Origin of the sequence: Aquihabitans sp. G128 (assembly GCF_019048865.1) — a bacterium.
Classification (GTDB): domain Bacteria; phylum Actinomycetota; class Acidimicrobiia; order Acidimicrobiales; family Iamiaceae; genus Aquihabitans.
Genome location: NZ_CP077604.1, coordinates 2,353,073 through 2,364,849, shown reverse-complemented (window position 1 = coordinate 2,364,849; position 11,777 = coordinate 2,353,073). Strand labels below are relative to the sequence as shown.

Here is an 11,777-nt window from a genome sequence, read left to right as displayed (position 1 = left end):
CGTTGGGCCCATGTCCGACGAGATCCTCGAGGTCGACCTGCTGGCGTTCGAGACGGGCGATGCCGATGCCCGCAAGGCGGTGGTCGACGGGCTCATGCGGTCGCTCGCCACCGGCTTCGTCTACGTCACCCACGACGTCAGCGCCGACCTGATCGACACCGCCTATGCCCGCCTGGAGCAGTTCTTCTCGCTCCCGGCCGAGGAGAAGGCCCGCTTCGTGGCGCCGGGCACCCACGGCCAGACCGGCTACACCGGCCTGCTCGTGGAGACGGCGGCCACCGCCGACGTGGCCGACTGGAAGGAGATGCTCAACTGGGCCCGGGACATCGACCCCGGCCACCCGCTGCGCACCCGCTTCCCGCACCGCTACCACCCGCAGGTGCTGCCCGAGGCCGCCGTGCCCGGGATCTCCGAGGTGCTCAACACCTTCAACGACGCCATCTTCGACCTCCAGCGCCGGATCCTGCGGATCATCGCCACCGGCATCGGCTGCCACGAGAGCTACTTCGAGAAGATGCTCGTCGACGGCTCCACCCTCAGCCGGGCCATCCACTACCCGGACATGGGGTCGGCGCCGGACGCCCCGCACGTGTGGGCCGGCGAGCACGCCGACATCAACCTCATCACCGCCCTGCCCCGGGCCACCGCGCCCGGCCTGCAGGTGAAGCTCAAGGACACCGGCGACTGGGTCGACGCGGTGGCCGGCCCGGACCAGGCGATCATCAACACCGGGCTCATGCTCGAGGTGATCACCAACGGCGTGATCGCGCCGGGGGTGCACCGGGTGGTGGCGGCGCCGGACCAGCCCGGCGACCGCTACTCGGTGGTGCAGTTCTGCCACCCCACCCCGTGGACGATCCTGGCGCCGGTGGCCAGCTGCGTCACGGCCCAGCACCCGCAGCGCTTCGCCCCGATCGCCGCCGCCGACGCCCTGGACCTGGTCCTCTACGAGATCAACCTCATCGAGGACGCCAGGTCCTAGGCGGCGACCGGCCTCAGGTCCCGAACAGCGGCAGCGACAGGCGGCAGTCCACCGGGCGCTGGTCGGCGGGGTCCAGGGCGTTGAGCACCAGCTGGTACACGTTGGTGTCGTAGGTGATGCCCAGGTGGTCGGTGAAGTCGGCGCCGCACACGTCCTGCAGGGTGGTGTTCTTCACCGTGGCGCCGCTGCCGGCGGCGATGAACGCCTGGGTGTAGGGCGTCACCACCTCGTCGTAGCGGGTGGCGATGTTGGTGTAGCTGATGCCCGGACGGGTCTCGCCGTTGCCGTTGAGGTTCCGGTAGAAGGTGCTGCCGGCGCTGGTCTGCTGCTGGAGGGCGGGCAGGCCGGCCCAGCTGGTGAGGGCGAACAGGGGGTCGACCACGCCGATGAAGCGGCCGAGGGTGATGATCCCGCTCACCGTGGTGGCGTGGTTGGAGGGGGCCAGGCCGATGACCTTGCCGACCTTGGCCGAGCCGCCGATGAGGTTGGCGTAGTAGCGCGATACCGACCCGCCCTGGGAGTGGCCCACCAGGTCGACCTTGGCGGCGTGGGTGGCGCTGCGGACGCCATCGACGAACCGGCCGATCTCGGCGGCCGAGGTGGGGATGTCCCCCGTTCCCTTGAAGATCGACCACGACGGGGCGCCGTAGTTCACCGCGAACACGCAGTAGCCGTAGGACTTGAGCACCGGGCCGAGGCCGCTCCACGAGTCGTAGGCGTTGCCGATGGTGCCGTGCACGAGGACCACCGGATTCGGGTGGGCGGCCGAGGGCCGGCAGGAGTAGTCGTTGGTGCCAGCCGGGCTGCGCATGGGGTTCAGCGCCGAGGCGAGGCCGCCGGTGATGAGGTTGGTGGGGGCCCCGAAGGCGGGGCGGGGGATGGTGCGGGGCGCAGCGGCCGAGGCGCTCCCACCGCCCACCAGCAGCGTGGCGCTCACGGCGGCCACGAGCCCGACGACCCACTTCGGCATCCTCTGCACGACGGTCCCTTCCGGCGCCGGCCGCAGCGTGCGGCAGGCGGCGAGGTCAGCTGGCGCGCCCCTGCGGCGCGCCGGCCGGAACCCTACCCGCCCTGTGACCCGTGACACTCGAATCGGACATCGTTCGGTGTCCCATCTCGGGGTCGCGCCGGGCGCGCCGCACCTCGCGGCCGACGGCTCAGGGGGTCGGCGCGCCGACGCTCGACATGTCGTGGTCGAGGCTCTCGAGGCAGGAGGCGATGATCGCCGCCCGGGCGTTCTGCTTCGTGCGGGCGTAGGCGCCGGTTCGCAGCTCGCCGAGGCGGCGGGCCTCGGCCAGGGCGGTGTCGAGCAGGTCGGCCTCGGGGACCACCTCGTCGAGGTAGCCGGCCTTGGCCGCGCCGGCGGGGTCGTAGACCTGGGCGCCCATGGTGGACCGGGTGAACGACGCCTTGGTCAGGCGCTCGCGGGCCAGCTCCACGGCGAAGATCGGCAGCGGCATGCCGATGGACACCTCGTTCAGGCCGATCTTGCACGGGATGTCGGCGCCGAAGCGCACGTCGCACGAGAGCAGGGTGATGGCCCCGCCGGCCAGGGCGTGGCCGGTGCCCGCCGCCACCGTGGGGATCCCGAGGCCGTAGAGCCGGAGCCACCAGCGGGCCCCGCGGGCCACCAACGCCCGCATGCCCTCGACGCTCTCGGTCATCTCCGCCAGGTTGAACCCGGCCGAGAACCGGCCCGGCCGGCCCACGATGACGAGGGCGCGGGCGGCGTCGGCCTCCACCTGGTCGAGGATGGCCTCGAGCGCCTCGAGGGCCGGGGTGGAGAAGACGTTGGCCTTGCCGTCGTCGAGGGTGATGACGGCGATGCCGTCGTCGAGCCGGTACGTGGGCAGGGTGGGATCGGTCATGGCCGAAACCTAGCGGCCACCCGTCAGGCGATCGGGGCCTGCTCCAGGGCCTTGCGGCGCTCCAGTGCCCGGAACAGGGCGGCGGCGTCGATGGTCCCGACGATGGTGCCGTCGGCCCCGACCACCAGGCCGTCGCGCACGTCGCCGCCGTCGACCTTCTGCACCGCCGGCAGCAGCGGCTCGTCGACGCGGACCACGGTGATGCGGTCGAGCGGGAAGGCGAGGTCGGCGACCTTCAGGAGGTCCCACTGCTCCGGCGGCACGCTGCGGATGGCCGAGGCGGTGAGCAGGCCGGTGACCCGGCCGTCGTCGCCGAGGACGGGGTACGCCTGGTGGCTGGTGTCCGGCGGCAGGGCCCGGAGGAAGGCGCCGACGGTGGTCCAGGCGGGCACGGTGGGGGGCCGGGGCGCCATGGCCTCGGCCACGGTGGCGCCCTCGAAGGCGGCGTAGAGCGGCACGGCTCGCAGGCTCCGCGCCGCCGACATGACCACGAAGCCGCCCACCAGCAGCCACGTGAAGCCGTTGATGGACGAGCCGCCGTCGCGCAGGGCCTTGAAGCCGAGCAGCACCAGGGCCGACCCGGCGGCGGCGCCGGCCCACCCGGCCACCTGCATGCCCAGCGTCTGGCGGCCGGTGCGGCGCCACACCGTGGCGGCCAGCACGGTGCCGCCGTCGAGCGGGGCGGCGGGGAGGATGTTGAACAGCGCCAGCGCGGCGTTCAGGAAGCCGAGGAGGTGGAACAGGTTCCCGATCAGCCCGGGGATGCCGCCGCTCGGCAGGGCGTAGGAGCCGGCGAAGAAGGCGACGCTGCAGGCGGCGGTGGCCACCGGGCCCACCAGGGCGATGCGCAGCTCGGCCTTGGCGTTGGTGGGGGCCGACTCCAGCTTGGTCACGCCGCCGAGCAGCAGGAGGCTGATGCCCCGCACGCCGATGCCCTCGTCGCGGGCCACCAGGGCGTGGCCCATCTCGTGGACCATCAGCGACACGAAGAACAGCAGGGCGCCGCCCAAGCCGCCGAGCCAGTACGTGAGGTCGGTCTGGCCGGGGGCCTCGATGGGGAGCCGGTTGGTGGCCAGGACCCACGTGAGGTAGCCCGCCACCAGCAGCACGCTGAGGTCCATGTTGACCTTGATGCCGGCGATGCGACCCAGCGGAACGTCTCGACCCATCGGCCCACGCTACCGGCGGTCTCGCCGGTAGGTTCGGCGCCATGGACATCGGACGGATCGGCATCTGGACCCACCACCTCGACCTGGCGCCCTCGGCGCAGGCGGTCGAGCACGTCGACGAGCTCGACGAGCTCGGCTTCGGCGCCGTGTGGGTCCCCGAGGCGGTGGGCCGAGAGGCGTTCACCAACGCCGCCCTCCTCCTGCGGGGCGGCACCGACATCACCGTCGCCACCGGCATCGCCTCCATCTGGGCCCGCGACGCCATGGCGGCCGCCGCCGCCCACAAGACCGTCACCGAGGCCTACCCCGACCGGTTCCTGCTGGGGCTCGGCGTCAGCCACGAGGTGATGGTGGCGGGCATCCGCGGCCACGACTACTCGAAGCCGTTCTCGGCCATGCGGGACTACCTGAAGGCCATGGACGAGGCGATGTTCTTCGCCGCCCCGCCCACCACCGAGCCCCGGCGGGTGCTGGCCGCGCTGCGCCCCAAGATGCTGGGCCTGGCCCGGGACCACGCCCAGGGCGCCCACCCCTACTTCGTCCCGCCGGAGCACACCGCGGTGGCCCGCGCCGAGCTGGGCGAAGGCCCGCTGCTGGCCGTGGAGCAGGCCGTGGTGCTCGAGACCGACCCCGAGAAGGCCCGGGCGCTGGCCCGCACCCACACCCAGACGTACGTGGGGCTGCCCAACTACGTGAACAACCTGCGCGAGCTCATCCCGTCGCTCACCGAGGACGACTTCGCGAACGCCGGCAGCGACCGGCTGGTCGACACCATCGTGGCGTGGGGCACCGTCGACACCGCGGTGGAGCGGGTGCAGGCCCACCTCGACGCCGGCGCCGACCACGTCTGCATCCAGGTCATCCAGGAGGGCGCGCCGGCGCCGCTCGAGGCGTGGCGGGCGCTGTCCGACGCCTTCTCGCTGCGGGCCTGAGGTGCCCTCCGACCCGTTCGAGGCCATGGCCGACGACGACGACTGGGATCCCTCGGCGCTCGACGACGACGAGCTCGACCCCGACCACGTCTTCGCCGGCGACCTCGAAGACGCCGAGGACGCCGACGACCTCCACGAGCTCGGAGAGGGGGCCGGCGTGAACCGGGCCCCGATCTGCGGCTTCTGCGGCGTGACCGCGCTGCCGGCCGACCCGGCGAACGTCCTCGACACCGCCTTCGTCTGCGACAACGAGGACTGCGAGGCCTACCGCGACGTCATCGGCTGACCGCCGGTCGGCGGGCCGGGGTCAGACGTTGCGGCGGTAGCGGCCGCCCACCTCGAAGAGGGTGTGGGTGATCTCGCCCAGCGAGCAGGTCCGCACCGCGTCCATGAGGACGTCGAAGAGGTTGTCGCCGGCCAGGGCCGCCTGGCGGAGGCGGTCGAGGTCGCCGGCGCGCTCGGCGGCATGGCGGGACCGGAAGTCGGCGAGGCGGGCCAGCTGGCTCTGCTTCTCGTCGTCGGTGGAGCGGGCCAGCTCGATCTCGACGTGCTCCTCCTCCACCTCGCTGGGCGGGGCGAGGAAGGTGTTCACGCCGATGATCGGCAGCGTGCCCTCGTGCTTGCGGGTCTCGTAGAGCAGGGACTCGTCCTGGATGCGACCGCGCTGGTAGCCGGTCTCCATGGCGCCGAGCACGCCGCCCCGGTCGGCGATGCGGTCGAACTCCTCGAGCACGGCGGCCTCCACCAGGTCGGTGAGCTCGTCGACGATGAACGAGCCCTGGTTGGGGTTCTCGTTCATCGCCAGGCCCCACTCCTCGTTGATGACGAGCTGGATGGCGAGCGCCCGGCGGACGGACTCGGCGGTGGGGGTGGTGACGGCCTCGTCGTAGGCGTTGGTGTGCAGGCTGTTGCAGTTGTCGTAGATGGCGATGAGCGCCTGCAGCGTGGTGCGGATGTCGTTGAAGCTCATCTCCTGGGCGTGCAGCGACCGGCCGCTCGTCTGCACGTGGTACTTCAGCTTCTGGCTGCGCTCGTCGGCGCCGTAGCGGTCGCGCATGGCCACGGCCCAGATGCGCCGGGCCACCCGGCCCAGCACCGTGTACTCCGGGTCCATGCCGTTGGAGAAGAAGAACGAGAGGTTGGGGGCGAAGTCGTCGATGGCCATGCCCCGGGCGAGGTAGGCCTCGACGTAGGTGAGGCCGTTGCTCAGCGTGAAGGCGAGCTGGCTGATCGGGTTCGCGCCCGCCTCGGCGATGTGGTAGCCGGAGATCGACACGGAGTAGAAGTTCCGCACCTGGTTGGCCACGAAGTGCTCGGCCACGTCGGCCATCATCCCGAGGGCGAACTCGGTGGAGAAGATGCAGGTGTTCTGGCCCTGGTCCTCCTTGAGGATGTCGGCCTGCACGGTGCCCCGCACGTTGCCGAGCACCCAGGCCCGGATGTCGGCCGCCTCCTCGGCGGTGGGCTCGCGGCCCTCGCCGTCGGCCGAGCGGAAGGCGTCGAGGCGCTGGTCGATCGCGGTGTTCAGGAACATGGCGAGGATCGTGGGCGCCGGGCCGTTGATGGTCATCGACACCGACGTGGCGGGGTCGCACAGGTCGAAGCCGTCGAAGAGCACCTTCATGTCGTCGAGGGTGGCGATCGAGACGCCGGCGTTGCCGACCTTGCCGTAGATGTCGGGGCGCAGGTCCGGGTCGTAGCCGTAGAGCGTGACCGAGTCGAAGGCGGTCGACAGGCGGGTGGCGGGCTGGCCCTCCGACAGCAGGTGGAAGCGCGTGTTGGTGCGGAAGGCGTCGCCCTCGCCGGCGAACATGCGCGCCGGGCGCTCGCCGTCGCGCTTGAACGGGAAGACGCCGGCGGTGAACGGGAACCGGCCGGGCAGGTTCTCCTCCATCAGGAAGCGCAGCAGCTCGCCGTGGTCGGTGAGCCGGGGGAGCGCCACCCGGGGGATCTTCGAGCCCGACAGCGACGCCTTGGTGAGCTGGGTGGTGAGGTCCTTGCCCCGCACCTGGGTGACGTGCTCGTCGCCGGAGTAGGCGGCCACGGTGGCCGGCCAACCCTCGAGCAGCGCCCGCGCCTCGGGGTCGAGGCGGTGGTCGGCGGCGGCCTCGAGCTCGGGCAGCTTGGCGGCGTCGACGTCGCCGCCGGCGGCGGCCACGAGGTCGCGCACGGCCCGCACCTGCTGGAGCTCGCGGGCGACGGCGGCCTGCTCGGCCACCTTGCGGTGGTGGGCGCGCACGGCCTCGGCCACCTCGGCCAGGTAGCGGGCCCGGGCCGGCGGCACGATGGCGGTGTCGGCCGACGAGACCTTGGTGTCGACCGCAGCGAGCGCGCCGCCGCCGGCCGGATCGGTGAGGCCGAGGGCCCGCAGGCGGGTGCGGAGCTCCTGGTAGAGGCCGGTCACGCCGTCGTCGTTGAAGCGGGAGGCCACGGTGCCGAAGACCGGCATCTCCTCGGGTGCGGTGTGGAACTGCTCGCTGTTGCGCACCAGCTGGCGGCGCACGTCCCGGAGGGCGTCCTCGCCGCCGCGGCGGTCGAACTTGTTGATGGCCACCACGTCGGCGAAGTCGAGCATGTCGATCTTCTCGAGCTGGCTGGCGGCGCCGAACTCCGGGGTCATGACGTAGAGCGACAGGTCGACGTGGTCGACGATGGCGGCGTCGCCCTGGCCGATGCCGGGCGTCTCGACGATCACCAGGTCGGCGCCCCAGGCCTTGGCGGCGGCGATGATGTCGTCGGCGCCGTCGGGCACGACGGTGCCGGCGGTGCGGGTGGCCAGGCTGCGGAAGTAGACGCAGCTCGGGTCGATCGAGTTCATGCGGATGCGGTCGCCCAGGAGGGCGCCGCCGCCCTTTCGGCGGGTCGGGTCGACGGCGATCACCGCGAGCTTGAGCTTGTCCTCGTGGTCGAGGCGGAAGCGGCGCACCAGCTCGTCGGTGAGCGACGACTTGCCGGAGCCGCCGGTGCCGGTGATGCCCAGCACGGGCACCCGCCGCTGGCCGGCGGCGGCGTGCAGCTCGGCCACCTGGGCCTCGGGCAGGCGACCGGCCTCGAGGGCGGTGATGACCCGGGCCAGGGTGGCGCTGTCGCCGGTGAAGAGCGGGTCGAGGCTGGCGGGGAGGGTGGCGGCCAGGTCGACGTCGGCGCTCTGGACGAGCGAGTTGATCATGCCGGGCAGGCCCATGGTCTGGCCGTCGTGCGGGCTGAAGATGCGGCTCACGCCGTAGGCCTGGAGCTGGTCGATCTCGGCCTTCACGATCACGCCGCCGCCCCCGCCGAAGACCTGCACGTGGCCGGCGCCGCGCTCACGGAGCAGGTCGACCAGGTACTGGAAGTACTCCACGTGGCCGCCCTGGTAGGAGCTCACGGCCACGCCCTGCACGTCCTCCTGGACCGCGGCGGTGACCACCTCGTCGACCGACCGGTTGTGGCCGAGGTGGATGACCTCCACCCCCTGGCTCTGCAGGATGCGCCGCATGATGTTGATCGGCGCGTCGTGCCCGTCGAACAGGCTGGCGGCGGTGACGAACCGGACGGGGTTCGTGGGGCGGTGGAGCTCGGTCACGAGGGCGAGATTACTTGGACTTCCAACCATCTGTCTACCGACCGTCGGGTGACCGAGCGACTAGCGTCACCGCCATGGTGCGGCCCCTCCCGTTCGACCCCATCGAGGAGGCGGGCCGCCAGTGGGAGGCCAAGGCCTGGGACCAGGTGGGGGCCATGCAGGCGGCCACGTCGATCATGCGGGCCCAGCAGATCGTGCTGGCCCGGGTGGACGAGGCGCTGCGGCCCTGGTCGCTCACCTTCGCCCGCTACGAGGTCCTGGTGCTGCTCACCTTCGCCAAGGAGGGCGTGCTGCCCCTGGGCAAGATGGGCGACCGGCTGATGCTCCACCAGGCCAGCATCACCAACCTGGTCGACCGGCTCGAGCAGCAGGGCCACCTGCGCCGGGTGCCCCACCCCACCGACCGTCGCACCACCCTCGCCGAGCTCACCCCGGCGGGTCGCGCCACCGCCGCCGAGGCCACCGAGGCGGTCGTGGCCGCCACCATCGGCGTGGCCGAGCTCACCGGCCGCGACCAGCGCGACCTCCACCGCATCCTCAGGAAGCTCCGCGCCGGCGCCGCCGACTTCGCCCCCTGACCCGCGTCGCCCGCAGTGGTCTCGCGCAGGGGCTCTCCCGATCGATTCGCCGGCGAGAGATCGGTTTGGATCGCCCACCTCGTAGCGACAACGGGCCGGCCGGGGGTGCGGTTGTCGCTGCGAGGTGGGCACCGGGAGGTGCCGGTCGGTGAAGACCGGTGGGGCCCCGGCGCCGCTAGGTGTAGTGACCCGGTAGGTCGTTGACGCGGCTGATGGGTGGGCCGCCGACGGCGGTGTGGTGCCGGTGATGGTTGTAGAGGTGGAGCCAGTCGTCCAGGGCTGCGGTTCTGGTGGCGTTGTCCGGCCAGGGCTGCACGTAGGCCCACTCGTCTAGGAAGGTGCGGTTGAACCGCTCGACCTTGCCGTTGATCTGAGGCGAGTAGGGCGGGATCGACCAGTGCCGAGCACCGGCCTCGCCGATCGCGTCTTGGAAGCGGGCGCAGAGGTACGCCTTGGCGTTGTCGGTCATGACCCCGGTGACATCGATGCCGTGGTCCGCGTAGAAGGCTCTCGCCCTGCGCCAGAACGCGACGCAGGTGTCGGCCTTCTCGTCAGGGTGGATCTCGCTGTAGGCGAGCCGGGACTGGTCATCGACCGCTGAGTGGATGAAGTCCCATCCTGGGCCACGCTTGCGGTTCGGGCGGCTCTCTCGGCCGTGGACCCGCCAACCGCCGCCGTCGGGAACCCGGCCAAGCTTCTTCACGTCGACATGCACCAGCTCGCCCGGCACGCTCCGTTCATAGCGACGGATCACCCGACCTGTCGGCCGGTCCATCCACGCGAGGCGGTTCAGACCGAGCCGACACAGCACCCGGTGGACCGTCGACGCCGGGACCCCGAGCCGGGCGGCGATGCGCACCGGACCGAGCTTCAGTGTCCGCCGGAGGTCCTCGATTGCGGACTCGAGCTCGACGGGGCTGCGATGCGGACACGACCGGGGCCGGCTCGAACGGTCGATGAGGCCGGCTTCGCCGTCGTCTTGCCACCGCCGCCACCACTTGTACGCGGTCGGGCGGGAGATCCCCATCTCCGCAGCCACATGGGCGACTGGTCGGCCAGATTCGATCCGCATCACCAACGTGAGCCGGCCAACGGGCGTGAGCCGAGCGTTACCGTGCACTTCGAGCCTCCTGGTTCGAGCGTGGGTCCTAGACAGCTCCACACTCGCCCAGGGGGCTCACTTCATGCTCGGACCGGTGTCAACAAGGTCCGTGGTCACTACAGCTAGGGCAGGAGGGCGGCCACGACGTCGGCGAAGACCTGGGTGTGGAGGTCGACGTCGGCCTCGGTGGTGGTGGGGCACATCAGCGCCATGTTGTGGAACGGGGTGAGGAGGATGCCGCGGTTGGCCAGGGCGAGGTGGAGGTACTCCTCCACCTCGTCGTCGCCGGCGGCCGCGGACTCGGTGCCGGTGCGCGGAGCCGGGCGGGCGAAGCGGTACTCGGCCCGGGCGCCGAGCTGCACGACCGACCAGGGGAGGTCGTGGCGGTCGATCGTGGCCTGCACGCCCTCGGTGAAGCGGGTGGCGAGCCGGGCCATCTCGGTGAACGCCTCGGCGGTGAGCACCTCGTCGAGCGTGGCGCGGGCGGCGGCGAGCGACAGCGCGTTGCCGGCCAGGGTGCCCCCGACCCCGCCCACGTCGACCAGGTCGGCGTCGCCGGCCTCGACCGCGGCCTGGAGGCGCTCGGCCACCGCGGCGGACAGGCCGTAGGCCCCGATGGGGATGCCGCCGGCGAACGACTTGCCCAGCGTGACGAGGTCCGGGTGCAGGTCCCACGCCTGGGTGCACCCGCCGGGGCCGGCCGAGAGGGTGTGCGTCTCGTCGACGAGCAGCAGCGTGCCGGTGCGGTCGCACAGCTCGCGCAGGCCGTCGAGGAAGCCGGGCTCGGGGAGCACGATGCCGATGTTGGTGAGGGCCGGCTCGGTGATGAGCACGGCGACGTCGCCGGGGGCGAGGGCGGCCTCGACCGAGGCGAGGTCGTTCCACTCGACGGCCCGGGTGGTGGTGGCCGGTGGCACCGCCGGGCCGACGTTGCCGCGGCGGGCGATGGTGGTGCCGTCGGCGGCCCGCTCCACGAACGTCTCGTCGACGGTGCCGTGGTAGCCGAACGCGAAGGCCGCCACCATCGGCCGGCCGGTGACCAGGCGGGCGAGGCGCAGCGCCCACCGGTTGGCGTCGGTGGCGGTCAGGGCGAAGGACCAGCGGGGGAGGCCGAAGCGGCGAGCCAGCTCGCCGGCCACCCAGGCGGCGTCGGCGGTGGGGAGCATGGCGGTGGCGCCGCCGACGTCCTCGAGCTGGCGGCGCACGGCGGCCACGGTGGCGGGCGGGGAGTGGCCGGCCATGGCGCCGGTGTCGCCGAGGGCGAGGTCGACGTAGGTGTGGCCGTCGACGTCGGTGACCCGGTTGCCCCGGGCCGAGGCCAGGAAGAGCGGGAAGCCCCCGGCCCACTTGGCCATCCAGGTCATGGGCACGCCGCCGACCAGGTGGTCGGCGGCCTGGGCTGCCGCCGCCTGCGACCCGGGGCGGGCGGCGGCGAAGGCCGAGCGCTCCCGCTCCAGCAGCGCCCCGAGTCGATCCCGATCGATGTCAGCCATGGCGGGACCGTACCGCCGGTGCCGGGAAGGGGTCGGCGGGTCGATGTCGGCTGGAACCGGATGCCGACATCGACCCGCATCCCCACCG

The 11,777-nt window shown here is 72.4% G+C and carries 10 protein-coding genes; 4 read left to right on the top strand and 6 right to left on the bottom strand.

The genetic code is table 11. The annotated features are described in order from the left end of the window. Nucleotides 1–10: 10 nt before the first annotated feature. Complete coding sequence (locus KSP35_RS11270; protein WP_217001844.1) at nucleotides 11–982, top strand: isopenicillin N synthase family oxygenase; 972 nt, start codon at nucleotides 11–13, stop codon at nucleotides 980–982. Nucleotides 983–995: 13 nt separating this feature from the next. Here the strand turns inward: KSP35_RS11270 and KSP35_RS11265 are convergent, their stop codons facing one another. From KSP35_RS11265 to KSP35_RS11255, 3 genes are all read right to left on the bottom strand, one after another. Next, complete coding sequence (locus KSP35_RS11265; RefSeq protein WP_217001842.1) at nucleotides 996–1,952, bottom strand: alpha/beta fold hydrolase; 957 nt, start codon at nucleotides 1,950–1,952, stop codon at nucleotides 996–998. Nucleotides 1,953–2,139: 187 nt separating this feature from the next. Further along, nucleotides 2,140–2,850 carry a crotonase/enoyl-CoA hydratase family protein gene (locus KSP35_RS11260; protein WP_217001840.1) on the bottom strand — a complete coding sequence of 237 codons (711 nt, stop codon included), beginning with the start codon at nucleotides 2,848–2,850 and terminating at the stop codon, nucleotides 2,140–2,142. 23 nt (nucleotides 2,851–2,873) lie between these two features. Continuing rightward, nucleotides 2,874–4,019 carry a site-2 protease family protein gene (locus KSP35_RS11255; protein WP_217001838.1) on the bottom strand — a complete coding sequence of 382 codons (1,146 nt, stop codon included), beginning with the start codon at nucleotides 4,017–4,019 and terminating at the stop codon, nucleotides 2,874–2,876. A 41-nt stretch (nucleotides 4,020–4,060) separates the two neighbouring features. On the opposite strand from KSP35_RS11255, the gene KSP35_RS11250 reads away from it, so the two are divergent. Together KSP35_RS11250 and KSP35_RS11245 are read left to right on the top strand one after the other, a co-directional pair. Then, nucleotides 4,061–4,951, top strand: a complete 891-nt coding sequence (locus tag KSP35_RS11250; protein WP_217001836.1) for a TIGR03620 family F420-dependent LLM class oxidoreductase — start codon at nucleotides 4,061–4,063, stop codon at nucleotides 4,949–4,951. Nucleotide 4,952: 1 nt separating this feature from the next. After that, a complete protein-coding gene (locus KSP35_RS11245; protein WP_217001834.1) occupies nucleotides 4,953–5,237 on the top strand; it encodes a hypothetical protein in 285 nt (94 codons plus the stop codon). 21 nt (nucleotides 5,238–5,258) lie between these two features. Here the strand turns inward: KSP35_RS11245 and icmF are convergent, their stop codons facing one another. Then, nucleotides 5,259–8,546 carry a fused isobutyryl-CoA mutase/GTPase IcmF gene (icmF, locus tag KSP35_RS11240; RefSeq protein WP_371748938.1) on the bottom strand — a complete coding sequence of 1,096 codons (3,288 nt, stop codon included), beginning with the start codon at nucleotides 8,544–8,546 and terminating at the stop codon, nucleotides 5,259–5,261. Nucleotides 8,547–8,590: 44 nt separating this feature from the next. On the opposite strand from icmF, the gene KSP35_RS11235 reads away from it, so the two are divergent. Continuing rightward, entirely contained in the window at nucleotides 8,591–9,094 is a 504-nt protein-coding gene (locus KSP35_RS11235; RefSeq protein WP_217001830.1) for a MarR family winged helix-turn-helix transcriptional regulator, read from the top strand. Between the two features lie 175 nt (nucleotides 9,095–9,269). Here KSP35_RS11235 and KSP35_RS11230 read toward each other — a convergent pair whose 3' ends face one another. Both KSP35_RS11230 and KSP35_RS11225 read right to left on the bottom strand, forming a co-directional pair. Further along, nucleotides 9,270–10,166, bottom strand: a complete 897-nt coding sequence (locus KSP35_RS11230; RefSeq protein WP_254126793.1) for an IS481 family transposase — start codon at nucleotides 10,164–10,166, stop codon at nucleotides 9,270–9,272. 152 nt (nucleotides 10,167–10,318) lie between these two features. Beyond that, the gene (locus tag KSP35_RS11225) at nucleotides 10,319–11,689 is read right to left on the bottom strand and encodes a transaminase (protein ID WP_217001828.1); all 1,371 of its coding nucleotides are present in this window, start codon (nucleotides 11,687–11,689) and stop codon (nucleotides 10,319–10,321) included. Between the last annotated feature and the right edge of the window lie 88 nt (nucleotides 11,690–11,777).